General features: G+C 61.4%; 17 protein-coding genes. 8 read left to right on the forward strand and 9 right to left on the reverse strand.

The genetic code is table 11. The annotated features are described in order from the left end of the window. Positions 1-39 precede the first annotated feature (39 nt). The 3 genes from K8U03_26945 to K8U03_26955 all read left to right on the forward strand — a co-directional run bounded on the left by K8U03_26945 (position 40) and on the right by K8U03_26955 (position 2,855). Positions 40-741 carry a DUF4190 domain-containing protein gene (locus K8U03_26945; GenBank protein ID MCE9608539.1) on the forward strand — a complete coding sequence of 234 codons (702 nt, stop codon included), beginning with the start codon at positions 40-42 and terminating at the stop codon, positions 739-741. A gap of 61 nt (positions 742-802) precedes the next feature. Continuing rightward, a complete protein-coding gene (locus K8U03_26950) occupies positions 803-1,660 on the forward strand; it encodes a hypothetical protein (GenBank protein MCE9608540.1) in 858 nt (285 codons plus the stop codon). A 7-nt stretch (positions 1,661-1,667) separates the two neighbouring features. Continuing rightward, positions 1,668-2,855, forward strand: a complete 1,188-nt coding sequence (locus K8U03_26955; GenBank protein MCE9608541.1) for a hypothetical protein — start codon at positions 1,668-1,670, stop codon at positions 2,853-2,855. A gap of 15 nt (positions 2,856-2,870) precedes the next feature. On the opposite strand, the gene K8U03_26960 is transcribed toward K8U03_26955, so the two are convergent. The 3 genes from K8U03_26960 to K8U03_26970 all read right to left on the reverse strand — a co-directional run bounded on the left by K8U03_26960 (position 2,871) and on the right by K8U03_26970 (position 6,788). Next, complete coding sequence (locus K8U03_26960) at positions 2,871-4,481, reverse strand: hypothetical protein (protein MCE9608542.1); 1,611 nt, start codon at positions 4,479-4,481, stop codon at positions 2,871-2,873. Positions 4,482-4,534: 53 nt separating this feature from the next. Continuing rightward, the gene (kdsA, locus tag K8U03_26965; GenBank protein ID MCE9608543.1) at positions 4,535-5,413 is read right to left on the reverse strand and encodes a 3-deoxy-8-phosphooctulonate synthase; all 879 of its coding nucleotides are present in this window, start codon (positions 5,411-5,413) and stop codon (positions 4,535-4,537) included. A gap of 598 nt (positions 5,414-6,011) precedes the next feature. Next, the gene (locus tag K8U03_26970; GenBank protein ID MCE9608544.1) at positions 6,012-6,788 is read right to left on the reverse strand and encodes a methyltransferase domain-containing protein; all 777 of its coding nucleotides are present in this window, start codon (positions 6,786-6,788) and stop codon (positions 6,012-6,014) included. A 244-nt stretch (positions 6,789-7,032) separates the two neighbouring features. Between K8U03_26970 and K8U03_26975 the strand changes: the two genes are divergently transcribed. Together K8U03_26975 and K8U03_26980 are read left to right on the forward strand one after the other, a co-directional pair. Then, a complete protein-coding gene (locus K8U03_26975; protein MCE9608545.1) occupies positions 7,033-7,458 on the forward strand; it encodes a DoxX family protein in 426 nt (141 codons plus the stop codon). Positions 7,459-7,644: 186 nt separating this feature from the next. Further along, a complete protein-coding gene (locus K8U03_26980) occupies positions 7,645-8,724 on the forward strand; it encodes an alpha/beta hydrolase (GenBank protein ID MCE9608546.1) in 1,080 nt (359 codons plus the stop codon). Positions 8,725-8,739: 15 nt separating this feature from the next. Here K8U03_26980 and K8U03_26985 read toward each other — a convergent pair whose 3' ends face one another. After that, complete coding sequence (locus K8U03_26985) at positions 8,740-9,486, reverse strand: LssY C-terminal domain-containing protein (protein MCE9608547.1); 747 nt, start codon at positions 9,484-9,486, stop codon at positions 8,740-8,742. A gap of 109 nt (positions 9,487-9,595) precedes the next feature. Next, on the reverse strand, positions 9,596-10,615 hold the full coding sequence (locus K8U03_26990) for a hypothetical protein (GenBank protein ID MCE9608548.1): 1,020 nt from the start codon (positions 10,613-10,615) through the stop codon (positions 9,596-9,598). 277 nt (positions 10,616-10,892) lie between these two features. Here K8U03_26990 and K8U03_26995 point away from each other — a divergent pair, with 277 nt between their 5' ends. From K8U03_26995 to K8U03_27005, 3 genes are all read left to right on the forward strand, one after another. Beyond that, positions 10,893-11,231 carry a hypothetical protein gene (locus K8U03_26995; protein ID MCE9608549.1) on the forward strand — a complete coding sequence of 113 codons (339 nt, stop codon included), beginning with the start codon at positions 10,893-10,895 and terminating at the stop codon, positions 11,229-11,231. A 110-nt stretch (positions 11,232-11,341) separates the two neighbouring features. Next, complete coding sequence (locus K8U03_27000; protein MCE9608550.1) at positions 11,342-12,856, forward strand: ascorbate-dependent monooxygenase; 1,515 nt, start codon at positions 11,342-11,344, stop codon at positions 12,854-12,856. A 91-nt stretch (positions 12,857-12,947) separates the two neighbouring features. After that, positions 12,948-14,015 (forward strand): lipid-binding SYLF domain-containing protein, encoded by a 1,068-nt coding sequence (locus tag K8U03_27005; protein MCE9608551.1) that lies wholly within the window; start codon positions 12,948-12,950, stop codon positions 14,013-14,015. Positions 14,016-14,046: 31 nt separating this feature from the next. On the opposite strand, the gene K8U03_27010 is transcribed toward K8U03_27005, so the two are convergent. The 4 genes from K8U03_27010 to K8U03_27025 all read right to left on the reverse strand — a co-directional run bounded on the left by K8U03_27010 (position 14,047) and on the right by K8U03_27025 (position 17,860). Then, positions 14,047-15,054 (reverse strand): hypothetical protein, encoded by a 1,008-nt coding sequence (locus K8U03_27010; protein MCE9608552.1) that lies wholly within the window; start codon positions 15,052-15,054, stop codon positions 14,047-14,049. Positions 15,055-15,326: 272 nt separating this feature from the next. Further along, positions 15,327-15,737, reverse strand: a complete 411-nt coding sequence (locus tag K8U03_27015; GenBank protein ID MCE9608553.1) for a hypothetical protein — start codon at positions 15,735-15,737, stop codon at positions 15,327-15,329. Between the two features lie 83 nt (positions 15,738-15,820). Then, the gene (locus K8U03_27020) at positions 15,821-17,155 is read right to left on the reverse strand and encodes a DUF1501 domain-containing protein (protein MCE9608554.1); all 1,335 of its coding nucleotides are present in this window, start codon (positions 17,153-17,155) and stop codon (positions 15,821-15,823) included. A 189-nt stretch (positions 17,156-17,344) separates the two neighbouring features. Continuing rightward, positions 17,345-17,860, reverse strand: coding sequence for a DUF421 domain-containing protein (locus K8U03_27025; protein MCE9608555.1), 516 nt, complete (start codon positions 17,858-17,860; stop codon positions 17,345-17,347). Positions 17,861-17,916: the final 56 nt, after the last annotated feature.

Genomic DNA, 17,916 nt, shown 5'->3' on the forward strand with positions numbered 1-17,916 from the left:
GGGGGTCGCGGTCCGTCGAACTCGGCCGATGCCATGCCCATGTCGTCTCTCGAAACTTCGCTCGCTGCTTCCGCCATCCCTGCCGATTCGTCGGCGACCTCCGACGAAGGCTTCGAGCACTATCGGGCCCTCTCCGGTTCGGCCGTCGTCAGCTTAATTCTCGGCATCGTCTCGGTCGTGTCGCTGCTCGACTTCTGGATCTTGAAGGTCGTGCCGATCTTGGGAATCGTGGCCGGGCTGGGAGCGCTACGCACCATCCGTCGCCAGCCCGACGAACTCTCGGGCCGCAACGTTGCGCTGGCGGGGGTCGGCGTGTCGGCGTTCTTGCTGTTCGCCGGCTCGGCATGGTCGGGCTATTCATATGCCGTCGAAGTGCCCGAAGGCTACCAGCGCATCGACTACACGATGTTGAAGCATCCGGAGGAGTCGCGAAAGAATTCCGTTTCGCCGGCGGCGCAAGCACTCGAAGGCAAGAAGGTCTTCTTGAAGGGCTTCATGTTCCCGACGGCGCACGACAAAGGGCTGACGCGTTTCGTGCTTTGCCGCGACAACGGCGATTGCTGTTTCGGGGGGCAGCCGCCTCCATCGGACATGGTGTTTATCCAATTGAAAACGCCGCTCCAAGCGACCTTCACCACCAAGATTCGTCACGTCGCCGGCATTTTCCATGTGGCCGGTTCGCATTCTTCGGACGTAAATAAAGACGTTCTTTATCAGCTCGAAGCCGATTACATTAAGTAAGACCTAGTCTTACTGCGTCGGCTCTCGTTCGCCGATCGCTCGCCTTATTCGGGACTTGCTCATGCGTCTTTTCCGCTCGCTCGTCGTCGGTGGTTGCGCTGCGGCGCTGTCGTTCGTCGGCGGTTGTTATCGGCCGACGGAAAAGGCCGAAGAGAAACGGCCCAAAGCAGCGGTCGCGGTTGTTCCCGACATCAAAGACGACGCCGACAGTAAGACGTTTCAGCGCGTGACCGTAGCGAGCATTCAAGAAGAAGCCCGTCGCAAAGCAGCGCTTGCCGCGGCGAATTCTTTGAAGCCGACCGGCACGCCGACCCCTTCGGCAACTGTGCCGGTGGCGTCGGCCACGGCCGGTCCTGCTCTCGGTCCTGTTCCCACAGCTTCCGCATCGGCGACCGGCGATCGTTACCTTCGCCCGGCGATGCAGCGGGCCTTGCCGACGGCCTCGGCCGAAGCACGTTCGCCGCGCTCGCCCGTTCGTCCGTCGAAGCCGGGAGTTCCCCCTCCGCGCACCCGGGTACTTGCGGCACCGGAAACCTCGGGAGGCGCGCTCGGAGTGACGTTCGACAATCTGATGTTCGAGATGAAACCGACCGATTATTTCTCGCCGACGATGCTCACCGACGCAGTACGAGCGCTCTTCGAAAAGAAGATCAAGATTCGCGGCTACATCCATCCGGCCTCGATGTTGGTGGAAAAGGGAGCGAAGCGGTTCGTCCTCGTTCGCGACGACCAAGGCTGCTGCTTCGGGCCGGGGGCCCTGCTCTACGACAACATCATCGTCGACATGGTGCCGGGCAAGACGACGAATTTCTCCGTCCGTCCGATCGCCGTCGAAGGAGTGTTGACGTATCGCGAATATCGCGACCTCGGCGACCGCCCGACGTCGATCTTCCATCTCGAAGCCGACTCGGTGGAGTAAGCACATCGTGAGCGTTTCGACGTCGAGCCGAGTGTGCTTCGTCGGCGTGCGTCATAAGGTCGCCGGCCTCTTCGTCGCCGTGTCATGCTCGCTCGCGTTCACTTCTTCGGCGTCGGCGGCGTGCCCTTTTTGCAACGCGGTCGAACCGTCGTTCGCCGAGCGCCGTGCCGCTTGCGCGGCGCTTGTGCTCGGCGAAGCCGTGGCCGACGAGCAACCGGCGAAATCGGCGTTGCGGACATTCGTCGTGCGCCAAACGATTCAAGGTGCCGAAGCGCTCGGCAAAGTCGAGCGGATCTCCTGCTCGGCACCCGACGTTGCGGCCGGCGGCTTAGCGTTGTTGCTCGGCAGTCGCGTCAAGTCGCCTGCCGGTTGGGCGTGGGATGCGATCGGCGTCGAAGAAGCGGCGTTGGTGTACTATCTGCGCGCGCCGGCCGTCAGCAAACCGGCTGCGGAGCGGCTGCCGTACTTCGCGAAGTATCTAGAACATGCCGACTCTCAGGTTGCCGAAGATGCGTTCTGGGAATTCGGCCGCGCCCCGTTCGACGCGGTCGCAGCGACGGAAAGCACGCTGCCGTATGAAAGACTCCGTCGCGCGCTGACGGATGTGAATGTGCCCGGCCGGCGCAAAGGATTCTACGGCCTCGCGCTCGGCCTGGCGCGCGATGAAACGGAGCGCACGGCGAACCGCCGGCTGCTCGACGAGCTCGTGCGCGCCGAAGCGAACGATTTTCGCGCCGGGTTCGACGGCATTCTGGCGGGCTTTCTGCTCGCCGAAGGAACCGCTGCGCTCGATCTGATCGATACGCGGTTCCTTGCGAACCCTCAGGCCGGCGAGGGAGACGTGCGTCATGCGCAGGCCGCGCTTCGGTTCTATTTGCAGTACGGCCGCGCGATTCCGGCTGAGCGGTTGTTGCGCAGCGTCGTCCTGTTGCTCGATCGACCGGCGACCGCACCCGAAGCGCTCGGAGACCTGACCCGACACCAAGCTTGGAACCATATCGAACGAGCGATGAAGCTCTTCGTCGATTCCCCGGGAGACGATCCGGCTCTCGATCGGGCCGTCGTCGGCTACTTGCTGGTCGATCCGTTGCCGGCGGCGAAGCCGGCGCTGCGCAAGCTCAAATCGGGCTACCCTAAGCGAAGCGAGGAAGCTCTGCACCACTGGTCGACGCTCGGGGTCGGCGAGCGGTCGTGAGTCGCCGAAGGTCGCTTACTTCGCCGCTGCCGGCCCTTCGATGAACTTGGCGCGTTCGAGCGCTTGGTCGTCGGGCGCGAGGTCGAGAAACGTCGCTCGATAGGTTTCGATCGCTTGCTTGAGGAGCGCTTGCTTGCGTGTCGAATCGGTCGCGGCCTCGGATTCCGCTTCATAAGTTCGGCCGAGATTGTAGCGGGCTCCGGTCGTCCAATCGGCGCTCGTCTTCTCTTTCAATACCAGCTCGAAATAAGAGCGGGCCGTCTCGAAGTTGCGCAAGTCGTAGGCGACGAGCCCGAGCCAGTAAGTCGCGTTCTGTTTGATTCGATGCGCCAGGGCCCAGGCTTGCGCGTCGCGTTGCAATTGAATCTCGGCGAGATCTTCTTCGGCGGGTCGCGCACCTTGGTAATAGCGATTGATCGACAGATTCATCAGTGCCGGATCGGTCTCTTGCGGGTTCTCGTAATACTTGCCGGAAAAGTGACGGATGCGGGCCTTCAGCAGCGGCGACACCGTTCCGGGGCGAAGGTTGTGGCGCGGCAGATTGTAGGGAGACAACAGCGCCTTCAGCTGCGCGAAATTTTCCTTCTCGCTTTCACGACTGGCGGCGTAGCGCTCGTCGCGCAGCGGCCAAGCGACTACTTCGACGATGCCGGGGCATTGCTTCAGCTGCGCGGTGAGCGCCGCCGGATCGATCGAGAGGACCAATTTGTCGCGGCCTCCCAAGGCCTTTTCGAACTGCGCGAAGCGGGGTTCGACGTACGACGACGAAACGTCGATGATCGCGACCAGGCGCGCGATCTCAGAAGCGCGCGCGGGATACGCCGGCTTGCCGGCCAAGTCGAGCGCTCGGAGCAATCCGTCGTCGGCCGTGGCTTGCGCGAGCGTGGCGGTTTGCTTGCCGTCTTTGGTTCGGATCGGCGCCCCGATGCGCGCATCGAAGAGATAAAGTTGCTTGTCGAGCAAGAGCGCGGCGCACCAGCGCCGAAGTTGGTTCGGCTTGATGCCGGGAGTCGGATCGGGATAAGCCAGCAAGACGACATCGAGCCCTTGCTGCCGCGCGAGCAGCTGAAAAATCCAGGCCCGATCGAGTTCCGTCGCCCGTCCGAGGAGGAAGGTGTGCCAGGGAAGAAACGGCAATTTCGCCTCGGGCGTTTCCGCGGGAACGAGTTGCAGATTCCGAATCGTCCAATCGAAGAGCCGTTCGGCTCGACGAAGCGGATCGGTTTCGTCGCCGACGGCGAACCGCGCCGTGTCGCGCAGCCAAACCATCTCACGCAAGATCCGGCCGTCTTCGATCGTCATCGGACCGGGTCGATCGGCGCTCGCCGGAAGCGTGGCGAGGCCTTCGTTCAATCGACGGATCAGTTGCCGCAGCGCCGTCTCGATGTTCCCTTCGTCGAAGTTGTCGAGATCGTTGAGCATGTCGGAAGCGCTCGTCAGCAACCGGCGACCCATTTGTTCCCGTTCGGCTTGTTCGGTCGCGAGAGGTTCGACGCGCGGCGCCGTGGAGCCGCCCGGATCGTTGCAGCCGGCAAGCGATGAAACGACGGTGCATAGCAGCACGGATATTCCGACGAACGAAAACCGGCGAACCACATCCCAGGCGAATTGCGAAATCGACGACACGGCTATTCTCGGTTAAAGGGGGCTTTGCGAAGTTCGACTTTCAAGCATCGAATTTAAGGAGCGACGGCGAAGCGTTCGACGCAGCGACGAATCGTCAGCAACCGTTCCAACAGCGACTCGAATTGGTCGAGCGGCACCATGTTCGGGCCGTCGCTCGGCGAGCTCGCGGGATCGGGATGCGTTTCGAAAAACAAACCGTCGCAACCGATCGCTACAGCGGCGCGTGCCAACGGTTCGATCATGGCACGATTGCCGCCGGTCGTGTTGCCGAGGCCGCCGGGCTGCTGCACGCTATGCGTAGCATCGAACACGACAGGAGCGCCCAAGGCCTGCATCAGCGGAATCGCCTGCATATCGTTGACGAGCCGGCCGTAGCCGAAGAAGGTGCCCCGTTCGCACAACATCATGTTACTACAGCCGGAGCTTTCGAGTTTGGCGACGACGTGCCGCATGTCGCCGGGGGCCATGAACTGTCCCTTCTTCACATGCACGGCGCGTCCCGTCGCGGCGGCGGCGGCTAAGAGATCGGTTTGACGCGCGAGAAACGCCGGGATCTGCAAGACCTCGCAAACCTCGGCCGCCGGCGCGGCTTGATTCGCTTCATGAATGTCGGTCGTTACGGGGAGGCCGGTGGAACGGCGCACGGCGTCGAGCATCGCAAGGCCGGCCTCGAGCCCGAGCCCACGAAAGGAATCGCCGCTGGTCCGATTGGCTTTATCGAACGACGCCTTGAAGACCAAGGAGACCTCGTGACGAGCGGCGATCTCGGCGAGCCGATGCGCGATCGCGAGCGCCAGGTCTTCGGTCTCCAGCACGCAAGGGCCGGCGATCAGCAACAACGGCCGACCACGGCCGACGAGATAAGGGCCGATCTGAGCGGGATTGTTCGGCAAACGAGGTTCCTTCCATACCGACGGTCGAAAACGAATCATACGGCAACGAGCAAAGCGGAGCGCGATCGCCCTACGACCGGGAAATATACCGATCGCTTGCCGACCGCGTAACCATCGCTCACGAAGGGCTAACGCAAGCGGTTCTTGCAAGCGACGGGCACGGTAAGTCGGCCGCTGGGTCTGCGACTCTCTCGCCTGCTTCTCGAATCCGATCCGAGGTGGTTATTTATCCCGTAATGAGACAAATCGAACAACGAGGCGACGTCTCATTCCGAGACCAATAGGCAGGATCGAACTAGCCGTTGCTCGATTGTGCCCGAAACCGCTTCGCCGCGCTGTGCCGGTGCGGCCAGGATCAAAATGAGACTCGATGTGTTAAACGTTGCAAGAGTAAGTCTTTACCGCACCTTGAGGAGCGCGGAAACGGCTTTGGCATAGGTAGTGCAATAGAAGGAGTCATGGAGCGGAGATTCAGCCGTTTCTCACAATCCATGACTGGCCCGTGGGGCCTCCGACGATTTTTAGCCGGATGACTAACTTGCCCCTAGTTGTTCGGTTAGCCACTGCGGAAAAGGGCCGTCGGAGGCCCCGGTTTTTTCTTTGAGCTTCTTATCTCAGTTAGGTTCGCTGCGGTGGTTTAAGTAGTACGCACGGCCACGACTCGCAACCGGCGATAGTCGGCGTACCAAGCTCCTTCGCTCCAGAGCTCATTGCGGAGCTCGTCTTCGAGTGCGCTGAAGAACGCCTCGCGTCGTTCGCCGGGAATCGCCGCCACTCCCTCGCGCACGAACATCGTTACCCAGTTGCGCAATCCCGCGGCACCTTCGAGCAACGTGCGGCGCGGGAAGAGAATCGCGTTGGTCGGTTCTAAGCCTTCGCGCTCGAGCAGCCCGGTATATTCCGCGATGCTCGGGTAGTACCAAGCAGGGAGCAAACGTTCGGCTCCTGCTCCCGCATAGCGTCCGATCAGCCTTCGGAGCGCGTCGACGATGCGCCCGACGTTCCCCTGGCCTCCGAACTCGGCGACGAACCGACCGCCGGGCTTCAGCACGTTGCGAATGCATCGCACCGCGGCTTCGGGCGGGCGAACCCAATGCAGCACGGCATTGGAGAACACCCCGTCGAACGGTTCCGGAAACGAGAAGTCGCGCGCGTCGGCGACCTCGAAACGAAGCTGCGGATAATTACGGCGCGCTTCGTCGATCATCGCCCCGTCTTGATCGATGCCGATCACCTCGGCCCCGACTTGGGCGAGCTGTGCCGTGAGGTGTCCGGTACCGCAACCGAGGTCGAGGATCCGCTCGCCGGCGCGCGGCTCCAAGAGCTCGACGAGCGAGGCGCCATGCTTCCAAACGAAAGCGTGCTTGTCGTCATAGAGTCGAGCATCCCACGACTTACCGGCGTCGGCAGCCATACGTGTTCCTTGGATTCGGCGTCAGGAAAGATCTGGATATTACGCGAGTTTAACCATCCGGGAGCTAGAGAGCCTCTTTACGATCGGTCGGTTCGCGCTCCGAGCATGCTATCGCTCTGCTTTGATCGACCCTGTTTGATTGATCTTGTTCGATTTCGTCGAAACGAGCGACAATGGCCGGAAGCCGTGGGGGTGAGCACCGCAGCCCCTCGTTTTCGCTGCCCGTTATCAGAAGGAATTCGCCATGTCCGCTATCCAAGGTCTCATTTCCGCTCTCGGCCGAATCATGCTCGTCGGCATTTTCTTGATGAGTGCCGTCGCCAATAAGATTCCGCAGTTCAACGCCGTGGTCGAGAAGATGACCGAGGAAGGAATTCCGAACGCTCGTTATATGTTGATGGGTGCCATCGCATTTCTGATTATCGGCAGCTTATCGGTCATGCTCGGTTATAAGGCCCGCGTCGGTGCGCTGCTGCTGGCGGTGTTTCTCGGCATGGCGACTTACTACTTCCACGACTTTTGGACCTTCGCTCAAGACTCGACTGAGTTTAAGACCGAAATGGGAAACTTCATCAAGAATTCGTCCATCATGGGCGCGCTCTTCTTCATCATCGCCAACGGCTCCGGCGCAGGGAGCGTCGATCGACGCAAAGTGACGATCGTCGTCTAACGAGGCTCGCGCGCCGGCTAAGTTCGGATGCGGCGTGAAGTGGAAAGTTTCGTCGGCGCGCCTAACATTCTTTTGCGCGCGGGCGAAATCAAGACGGCCGCGTCGTCACTTCACGCCGAGAGCGCTCTCAACGAACGCATCGATCTCGGTCGATCTTGAATCGATTTCTTCGTAAAGGAAGATCGAATGAGCGCTCGTAAACAGCTCTATTTCGGCGCGGCGTTGGTTTGCGCGGCGCTCGGTTGCACGACGAAGGACGAAGTCCACACGACCGTGATCGCGGAGCCCGCCTCGCTGCCGGCGATCGGACGGGTAAGTGTCCCGTCGGAGCAATTGCCGACGAATGCGGATGGCTTGGCAGCGCCTCCATCGGAAGTGCAAGTCGCTGCGACCGGCGAGCCGAGCGATAAGACGAAGTCGGCATCGGAGCCTGCACGTCGCAAAGGTTTGGCAAGCATCCTCCCTGCATCGGCGTCGTCGACGTCGCCGAAGTTGACTTCTCCGAAATCGGCGCAATCGGACGGCCCTTCGCTCGACGAACGGCTCCTGTTTTTTCCCGTGAAGTATCCCGAGGGAAATTGGCAGCCGACCGGTTTGCGGGTCGACGATGCGTGGTTTCCCTCGGCCGACGGCACCCGATTACACGGTTGGTATTGTCCCGTCGACAAGCCCGCGGCCGTGATCCTGTACTGTCATGGGAACGGCGGCAACCTCAGCTACGATGCTCCGGTGTTGCGGTTCTTTCAGAAGTATCTTCAAGCGACGACGCTCGCCTTCGACTATCGCGGTTACGGTCGGAGCGAAGGTCGAGCGACCGCCGAAGGAGTCGTGGCCGATGCCCGCGCGGCGCGAGCTTGGCTAGCGCACCAGGCCGGCGTGCCCGAGTCGCAGATCGTGTTGATCGGGCGCTCGCTCGGCGGAGCGGTCGCCGTGCAACTGACGGGCGATGTTCGACCGCGCGGATTAGTGCTCGAAAGCACGTTCTCGTCGCTGAAGGCCGTGGCCGAACATCACTATCCCAAGCTCGCGTCGATCGTCCCTGCCGACAAGTTCGACTCGGCCGCGCTGCTCGCAAACTACGACGGCCCGCTCCTCCAAAGCCACGGCGATCGAGACCGCACGATTCCGTTTTCCTCCGGCGAGGATCTGTTCCTCGCGGCCAAGGGGAGCAAAGAATTCTTCCGCGTCGCCAACGGGGATCACAACGACCCCCAGCCGAGCGACTACTACGGCCGACTTATGCGCTTCGTGGCGGAATTGCCGTAAGCGGCGAAGTAGCGCTTACGGCTTAACGATGCCGACGCGCAAGGCGCCGTCGGTGTGCCACGGGTCGCCGCCGCCGTTGCGACCGCTTTTTACCTTGTGGAAATTCGGGATCGAATAGAGCTTCTCTAAGTCACCGGTGGCTTGAAGGTTCGCCATGAGGTGGTCGCGCTCGGCATCGACGTCGGCCGCAATGTGATGCGTGATCTCGCCCGTCGTGTGGCTCAGCCCGACACGGCGATCGAACGTCGCCGAACCGATCCAAACCGGCCGGCCGTCGGTGTCGTGCTTCGTCGTCCGCCAAAAGCGGACATGATGTCGCTCGCGCGGGTCGGGCCCGACCGGTTGCTCGAAAGCGAGATCTTCTTTGCGCTTTTCGTAGTACAGACTACTGACCGGCGCCTCGTCGTACGAGCGTTTGAGCACGGTCGCCTCGGCGATCTCGAGGCAGCTTTTGAGCGTGAGCGGATCGGCAGGATACCAACCGGCCTTCAGGATGATCTTCTTCACTTCCGTCTCGGTGCCGATGAGTGCGACGTTGAGCGGGTCGCCGGGAATGCCGGTCGTGGTGTACACGATCGTCGGCACGTCTTCGAGCAGCGGATGCGCGTGAACGTAATGCTCCCAAAGGGCCGGCATCATGAGATACGCGACCACGAAATAGAAACCCAACAGTGCGGCCAACGTCAGGCCGGCGCGACGTCGCACGCTTTCATGCGGGATCACGTCCGCCGGCTTCGTGGAGATTTCGGAAACGGTGCTCATAGTGGTTCGTGGCGAAGGCGAAATCGGAGTAGTTCGACAAAGAAGTAAGTTCGACGATCGCGACGTTTAGAATAGCATCGAGTCGTCGATACGGCGATCGATTCGCGCCCTAGCGTTGGTCGATCAAGCAGTCGGGGTCGGGTAGGGTCGACTTGCCGACGGCGTCGACCGGATGCGTGAAAAGATAGAGCCAAACGGGTTCGTGAAGAAACTTGCCCGAACTGTCTTTCACTGCCGCGCTGCCCGGCGTGACGGCGCTATGCGCGCGACCGGCGTCGCCCCCGACGTCGGCCTTGGTAACGAGCCGGCGCGTGTTGCCGTACGGCGGTTTCGCATGCTCGACGTCGACGATCGGGCCGAAGCGGTGCAGGCCCAAGAGTTCCCACGAGCGGCAGTAGTGATCGGCCGACCAGCCGCCGTCGAGCACATGGCTGAAGCCGAAAAATCGATTCGCATGCGTCGCCGAAGGGAGCGCTTGCCAAGTGTCGAAGTTGTCGCGCGGGCCGCAGAACATGACGACCCGATCGACCCGTTGATAGATCGCGAAACGGGCCGCCGTGGTCGAGCCGTGCGAACTGCCGGCGAGAATCACGCGGTCCCAACGGAGGTTCGTGCCGTCGTCCGTGATGAAATAATCCCAACGTCCTTGCGGGTTCTCCTTGGCGAGCCATTTTACGAACCGGAACGAGCGGCTCATGATGCTGTCGGGCTTCGGAATATCGACCGCATCGCTCACGTCTTCCCCGATCGCCGCTTCGAGCCGAATTCGGCCGAGATACTTATCGTCGCCCGGCGGCGCAAGCTTCGAGAGCTTGCCGAACCAGCCGTTGGCATAGTGAATTTGAATCGCATGAAAACCATAGTCGGCCACCCGTTCGAAAAGGGCTGGGCTATGCCCCATCAGCCAGATGACGAGCTTGCCGCGCGGAACGACGCCGGTGTCGACGATGGCGTTTTCGATGTCGACCGGCTTATCGTTTTTCGTGAAGACAAAGTCGATCTCAGGGTGCTCTCGCGTGCGCGAATCGACTTCCGAGGCGCGCGCCTTGAGCTCGTAGCGCTGCGGAGCCGGATCGTCGTAGGCCGGCGGGGCTTCGTCGAGGGCGTAGAGCCGCTGTGCCGAAAGCAAGGCCGAGAGCGCAAAGACGAACGGTGCGAGACGGCAAAGGTAGCGCGACATCGTTGTGGCTCGGGGCTGGTGCAAGCGGGAAGAAGCGGGGCGAGTGCGACCGGCGGAAATTCCACTATAGTCAGCGGTTTCCACCCCCCGAAACGGATTCCCTCCAGGAAGATCCAAGGAACCGGTGGAACTGCGATTGGCGAGGCCGTAGATTGAAGAGAGCCGCGATGCCTATGCAAATTCCGCGGATTTTCGAACTAACCGGGACTTGATGCCGATGGATGTTATGGACGAAACGCCTCCGGAAAACGGAAACCAAGACGGCACCGGCCGCGAAATCCCAGCCGCCGCGACTCCCCCGGCGGCTGCGGCACCGGCCGCTGCGTCTGCCGCTGCGGCCCCTTCCGAGGAAACGCTCAAGGCCGCTTACAAGGCGTTTAAGAAGCGGCTCAAGATCAAGCAACTCGACCACGACTCGCGCGTCGGGCGTGCGCCTACCAGCTCCGGCAGCACGAAGATCGCCGGAATCGAACCACCCGACCAGTATCCGAAAGCGGTGTGGGACGCGCTCGTCGAACAGAAAAAGCTCCGGTATTCCGGCCACGGAATGTATGAGATGCGCTAAGCTGCAGAGCGCATGGAGCTCGATAAATAGCGATGGCGACGAAACTTTCGCCCTGCCGGCGGGTTAGAATACGAAGCTGCCGCTTCGTGGAAATTCTTATCGAGACCATCATGAGTCGAATGTTGATAAACCGCTCGGTGCTCGCGATCGTTGCCGCCTGCATGATGTCGGTCGTGGCCTCCGCCGGCGCGGCCGAAGAGATCACGTTCAACAAGCATGTCGCTTCGATCGTGTGGGCGCATTGCGTGAAGTGTCATCGGCCGGGAGAGGTCGCGCCGTTTTCATTGACGTCGTATCAAGACACAGCCAAGCGGGCCGAGCTGATCGCCGAGGTCGTTGCGCGGCATGCGATGCCCCCTTGGAAGCCGGTCGCCGAGCTTCCTCCCTTCTCCAACGGCCGACGGCTCACCGACGCTGAGGTCGGGCTCATCCGTCGTTGGGCTCAAGCCGGCGCGCCTGAGGGAGCCGCGAAAGACTTGCCTCCGCTGCCGAAATTCGCCGAAGGCTGGCAACTCGGCAAACCGGACCTCATCTTAGCGATGCCCGAAGCGGCGAAGATTCCGGCCGATGGCCGCGATATCTATCTCAATGTGTTGTTACCGCTCAAAGTGCCAACCGGCAAATATGTTCGCGCCATCGAATTTCATCCCGGCAATCGCCGCATCGTGCATCATGCCGTGTTGTTCTACGACACGAGCGGCAAGGCGCGCGAGCACGATGCCGCGGATCCCGCCCTCGGCTTTCGCGCCGGATCTCCTCCGGGCAAGTTTCTTCCCGGCACGCTCGCCATCTGGACGCCGGGTCGCAACCCGCTGCCGCTCGGCGACGGGCTTGCCATGGCCTGGCCCGACAAAGCCGATCTGGTGTTGAATCTCCATTTGCACCCGAGCGGTAAACCGGAGACGGAGCTTTCGACCCTCGGCGTTTACTTTACCGACGTTGCCCCGAAGCGAACCTTGGTCGATCTGATGTTGATCGATCGCAAGATCGACATCGCGCCGGGCGAGAAGAACTTCCGGACGCACGACGAAAAGGTGTTACCGGCAGACGCGAAGCTGGTCTCCATCTTTCCGCACATGCATGTGATCGGTAAGGAAATCAAAATTGCGGCCACGTATCCCGACGGTCGCCAAGAGACGTTGTTCTTGATCGATGATTGGGATTTCAATTGGCAAGACGCGTATGAATATGCCAAGCCGATTCTCTTGCCGCGCGGCACGAAGCTCACGTTCGATGCCGTCCACGACAACTCGACCGACAATCCGCAGAACCCCAACAATCCGCCGGTGCGCGTGCGCTGGGGGGAGCAAACTTACGATGAGATGTCGCTCGCGTTTTTGAATCTCGAGCCGGTCGGCGGCGGCGGTGGAACTGCGAGCGACTTGGCGATGAAGCCGAAAAACGACGCCAAACCGGCCGACTACACGGAGCGCGCCCGAGCCGCGATCAAGAAGATCGACCTCGACGGCAACGGCCGCTTGAGCTTCCCCGAGGTCTTCGCCGCGGTCGGGAACAAGCACCCGAAGGAAACGGTCGAAAAGCTATTAACCCCCTTCGATAACGACGGCGACCGCGAACTCAACCTCACGGAAACCGCCTCGGCGTTGCGCGTGCTGCAACCATAAATAGGCGACTGGTCCTCAGACTCGTCTAGGAGGTTTCCGGCTGCTAGCAGTAGACTTGCCGGCGAGACATACCCTTCCTCGAGGACTCGCCATGAAGATCACGAACTGCGCCGCTGCGATTGCGCTCACTATCACGATGTTGCTTGCCGCTCCGACGGCGCTCCGAGCCCAAGGCGTTGCGGGCGTGATCCCGGTGCAACCGATGTCGATCGAGTCGGCCATCGTCGACAATTCGGCGCAAGTGATCAATGAGATCATGGGCATTCCCGGCAAAGGAATTCCGACCGCGCTCTTGGCCGACGCGCAAGGGCTCGTGATTATTCCCGACATGATCAAAGGGGGCTTCGTGATCGGCGCGAAGCATGGTCGCGGCGTGGTGCTGGTGCGCGATCCGACCCTCGGCTGGCAACTGCCGCAATTCGTAACGATCAACGGCGCGAGCGTCGGCTGGCAGGCCGGTATTCAAGCGATCGATCTCGTGCTCGTGTTCCGCACGAAGAAGAGCGTGCAGGGATTGCTCAGCGGTAAGTTCACGATCGGCGCAGATGCCGCCGCCGCCGCCGGACCGGTCGGACGCGAAGCTTCGGCTTCCACCGACGGCACCTTCAAGGCTGAGATTTATTCCTATTCGCGCAGTCGCGGATTGTTCGCCGGCGTATCGCTCGACGGCTCGGCTTTGCGCATGGATAACGACATCACGGGCGCCTACTATCAGCCGCGCGTCGCCGTGGCGCCGGGCCAGCCGCTGCCGGCCCCGCCGTCGGCCGTGCGGCTGATCGAAGAAATCAACAAGTACACGAAGCCTGGTGTCGGCATAGCTTCGGCACCGATCGGCGCGCAGCCCGCAGGCGCGGCGGCAACCGATCCGCGCACCATTCAGCAAAACTTAGCCGCCGCTTCGCAACGCTTAGGCGCCATCGTCGATGCACAATGGAAAGGCTATCTCGCGCTCCCGCCGGAAACATACGGCGTGGCGCAAGCGCCGAGCATCGAAGCGCTCACGCAGGCCGTCGGGCGGTTTCAAGCCGTGGCCGGCGACCCTCAGTACGGAGCCCTCGTCGCACGGCCCGAGTTCGCCGAGACGTTGCGACTGTTGCAACAACTGATCGTCGCGCTTCCGCGGCCGGCGATGACGCTCCCGCCACCGCCGCCGCAATAATGCGACTGCAAGCGGGTCCGCTATAACGGCGTTATTCCGGAGTCGTGACGCGAGTCAAAACCATCGGCCAGTTGCCGCGACCGCCGGTAAAATCGCTCGGACGTTGGCCCGGCCGGTTGGAGACGCACCAGCGGAGCGTGTCTCCTTCCATTTGATAAATGCCGAGGCAAAGTTCGCCACGCTGCGGCCCGTCCGAATAGACGGCGTCCATGTTCCCCATTTTTCCGTCGCCGGTCATGGTGAACGTCCCGGTTCCGAGTCCTCGGCCCTGACCGCCACCGCCGATTTCGCGACCCACGATCTCATTGCCGTTGACGACGAGTTCGATCTGCGAACGTCCTTCGATCATCCCTCGCCAAACGGTCGGGCCGGCCTCGACCTTCGCTTTGTTGCCCGGCAGCGTGGCCGTGCCGCTCGCGCGGGCTAGGCTCGAATCGGCGGCCCCGCGCAATTCAGGCGCATCGATCGAGGCATCCCGGTTCTTATCGAGACGTGCGAACCCTTGCGAAAGTTGGGCCCATTCGGCGCGGGTGATTTTTTTATCGCTGTCGACATCGGCAATGCTCAGCAATTGCGCGGCTGCGGCCGTTGCTTCGAGCTCCTTTTCGTCGAGCGCGTTGTCTTTGTCGATGTCGTAGTCGCGAAAGCCTTGCGCGAGCTTCGTCCATTCGGCGCGCGAAATCTTGCCGTCGCCGCTGCTGTCGGCCAACTTCATGAGGCCCGACTTATCTTCATCGCTCGTGTCGGTAGGCGGGGCATCTGACGGTTTCGTATCCGTCGACTTCGAATCGGCCGGCTTGTTCGCGACCGGCTTACCGGCGGGACGCGAACTCAGGTAGTTCCTGTCGGCAGCGCTCAACTTGTTCACGGCAACGACGATGACTTCGCCGTCGGTTTTCTTGAGATGCACGTTCCCGTCTTTGACTTCGACGAGTTCGGCCTTCACGGAAAACGATCCGCTGGCGTCGGTCCATTGCCGATCCGCGGCGCTAGCGACCGAAATCACGGCGACGACGAGCAGGAGCACGGACGAACCCAAGGCAATTATCGCCGCTGGTCGACGTTGGGAAGTTAGCGCAGGCCGCATGGCACGGAACTCCGAATGGAAGTGAAATGTTGCTACTCCCTCATGATAAGTATTACTTATCATCGGTAGCAAGGTGAGCCAGCCGCATGAGCTCCACTCACCATCCAACCCCGCAATTCGATGTACGTAGCGGAATAAATTGCATTTTTGTCAGGAATTTATGGCGCCTGACTTCGATAAATGTAGTGAACAAAAAAACACTAATTAACGACCATAATCTCAAACTATTCGTGCGCTTCCGTTTTGGCGGCGCTTCGTTTCGCCCACCACTGCGGCAAGCCGGGGTTGATCCGCTGCCATAGTACTCCGTGATACGAAGGCTTCCGCATCTCCAGCGCGACGATCAGCGCCGTCGCTGCTAACGACACGCCTATCGTGATTGCCCAGGAAGGAACGCCGAACGTGAGCGTGCCATACGTCAGCCCGATGAAGAGGCCGCTCCAAACCAGTTCCGGCGCGCGAGCGACCCGAAAGATGTTGCAGAACAAGAAAAAATGCATCACGACGTAAGCGACGATGAATCCCAGCCACCACGCGATCGACCAGAGCGCGATCGCAGCCGCCGCGCCGACGACGATCACCAAGCGATCGACGACCGAGATGCGAAAGCCGGGTTGAAAAACGGCGCCGGGCATCATGATCGATGCGCGCAGTTGCCGTACATGAGGTTGCCGTGTCGCGCTGGGATGTCGTGGTTCATGGCATCACTGTCAATACGTCACGCAAACAACTGCGGAATCGGATTCCCCGCAGCCACGAGCCGATGCGGTCGCCCGTGAGGGTCGTGCAGCAATCGATCCGGCGAGAGGCCGAGCAGTTGGTACATCGAAGCCGTGATGTCGCCGGGGCCGAGCGCATCGCGAGCCGGAAACGCTCCGGTCTTGTCGCTCGCGCCGTAAACGAAGCCGCCTCGAAAGCCCCCGCCGCCGAGCATCACGGTGTAGCAATAATTCCAATGATCGCGGCCGCCGTCTTTGTTGTTCACGCGCGGCGTCCGCCCGAAATCGCCGAGCACCGCGACGATCGTCCGGTCCCACATCCCGCGCTCGACCAACTCGTCGACCAATGTCGAACAGGCCGAGTCGAACTGCGGCAGCAGCGTCTCGCGGAGCTTGCGGAAGTTGCTGCCGTGCGTGTCCCAAGTGGCGTTCGCATCGGGTGCCCAAGAGATCGTCACCATGCGGGTGCCGGCTTCGACTAAGCGCCGCGCCAGCAGCACGCTCTGCCCGTAGATGTTGCGACCGTACGCGTCGCGCACCGCCGGCTTTTCGCTTTGCAAATCGATTGCGTGCCGCGCGGCTTGCGACGTCAGCAAGTCGAGCGCGCGCGAGCGAAACGCATCGACCGCTTCCGGACCCGCGCGTACTTCCGACGGCAGTCGAGCCCCGATCGACGTGAGCAACGCACGGCGCGCGGCCATCCGGTCGAGCGAGATATCTTCGGTCGGCGTCAGCTCCGGCACGCCGAAGCCGGCGGCGTTGGGATCGTTTAAGATGAAGAGCGGATCGTGCCCTCGCCCGAGCAGCCCACCCCAGAAGCCGGGCTGCGGCGGTCCTTTCGCTCCTTCTTTCGTTTGATACGGCAGCACGACGTTCGCCACGACGAGTCGCTCCGGCGGCCGAAGCATGCCGAGCACGGAGCCCGGCGTCGGATAGTCGCGCTCCGAGCCGCCGAGCAAGATCGTCGCATCGCCCCGATCGTGGCCGGTGATGCTGGTATACACAGCCGCGGCATGCGAGTTGTTCACCGTGTGATGCAACGAGCGGACGAGCGAAAAATGTTGCATGCGCGTCGCGAGCTTCGGCAAATGCTCACACACGTTCACGCCGGGAACGCTCGTGGCGATCGGCTTAAACTCACCCCGAATCCCCTCGGGAGCGTCGGGCTTCATGTCCCACATATCGATGTGGCTCGGCCCACCGTTGAGGTAGATCAAGATGCAAGCGTCGGCCTTCGCGCGAATGCCGCCGGGCGAAAGTGATGATTCCGTTTCGGAGCGCAGCAACTCCGGCAAGTTCAGGCCGCAATAGCCGAGGCCGCCGAGTTGGATCATTCGCCGTCGCGAAACGCGCAAGTCGTAGGTCATGGCTTCACCTGCCGAACCGTTGCGAAGTCGGGAAATCGCCGCGAGCCGTACCTCTGCCTGCGCAGATTTTTACGCAGCACTAATAGTATCGCGACAAACCTAAGCAGCAGCAAGCATGTATCTAGCTCGACTCGCGTTCGCCGCCGCAAGGAATTCTTATTCTTCGCCGTCCGGCTTGGTTTTGATCACGCTGATTTCGCCGTTTCGCTCTTTATACGCATACTTTACCTCGGCGAAGTTTTCGATGCCGTTCAATCGCAAGCCTTCTTCCAGATCATGGCCCGAGATATGCGCCTCACGCATCGCAGCTAAGAGCACCTTGCCGTGCTCGATCAGTAAGATCGGGCTTCCCTTCAACACGACTCCCGCTCGATGCGAGCGACAAGCAATGATCGTGAGCAACCAATGCGTCGCCACGAGCGCAGCCGAAGCGATGAGCGTGTCGGAGATCGGCGCATGGCCGGTGATTCCGCGGCTTAAGAGCGAGCCGAGAATGAAGCCGAGGATGATATCGAGCGACGTCACACGCCCGATCACACGACTCTTGCCGATCCGCACGATGAGAATGCCGGAGATATAAACCACGATCGCGCGGGCCGCGACTTGGTAGATCTCCAACGACCCGTGCGGCTCATTCCCCCCGAATACGACCTCGAAGATTTTAGTGAGCATAGATCCCGTACGGTCGAAGTTTTACGACAGGGTTAGCGATGGAGATTCTGTGATTC

The sequence above is a fragment of the Planctomycetia bacterium genome (genome assembly GCA_021413845.1).
Lineage (GTDB): Bacteria > Planctomycetota > Planctomycetia > Pirellulales > PNKZ01 > PNKZ01.

Bases quoted from the DNA above. Each gene is read 5' to 3' on its own strand.
- K8U03_26945 (MCE9608539.1), top strand. From the start codon at position 40: ATGTCGTCTCTCGAAACTTCGCTCGCTGCTTCCGCCATCCCTGCCGAT.
- K8U03_26950 (MCE9608540.1), top strand. From the start codon at position 803: ATGCGTCTTTTCCGCTCGCTCGTCGTCGGTGGTTGCGCTGCGGCGCTG.
- kdsA (MCE9608543.1), bottom strand. From the start codon at position 5,413: ATGATTCGTTTTCGACCGTCGGTATGGAAGGAACCTCGTTTGCCGAAC.
- K8U03_26970 (MCE9608544.1), bottom strand. From the start codon at position 6,788: ATGGCTGCCGACGCCGGTAAGTCGTGGGATGCTCGACTCTATGACGAC.
- K8U03_26975 (MCE9608545.1), top strand. From the start codon at position 7,033: ATGTCCGCTATCCAAGGTCTCATTTCCGCTCTCGGCCGAATCATGCTC.
- K8U03_26980 (MCE9608546.1), top strand. From the start codon at position 7,645: ATGAGCGCTCGTAAACAGCTCTATTTCGGCGCGGCGTTGGTTTGCGCG.
- K8U03_26985 (MCE9608547.1), bottom strand. From the start codon at position 9,486: ATGAGCACCGTTTCCGAAATCTCCACGAAGCCGGCGGACGTGATCCCG.
- K8U03_26995 (MCE9608549.1), top strand. From the start codon at position 10,893: ATGGACGAAACGCCTCCGGAAAACGGAAACCAAGACGGCACCGGCCGC.
- K8U03_27000 (MCE9608550.1), top strand. From the start codon at position 11,342: ATGAGTCGAATGTTGATAAACCGCTCGGTGCTCGCGATCGTTGCCGCC.
- K8U03_27005 (MCE9608551.1), top strand. From the start codon at position 12,948: ATGAAGATCACGAACTGCGCCGCTGCGATTGCGCTCACTATCACGATG.
- K8U03_27015 (MCE9608553.1), bottom strand. From the start codon at position 15,737: ATGCCCGGCGCCGTTTTTCAACCCGGCTTTCGCATCTCGGTCGTCGAT.
- K8U03_27020 (MCE9608554.1), bottom strand. From the start codon at position 17,155: ATGATCCAACTCGGCGGCCTCGGCTATTGCGGCCTGAACTTGCCGGAG.
- K8U03_27025 (MCE9608555.1), bottom strand. From the start codon at position 17,860: ATGCTCACTAAAATCTTCGAGGTCGTATTCGGGGGGAATGAGCCGCAC.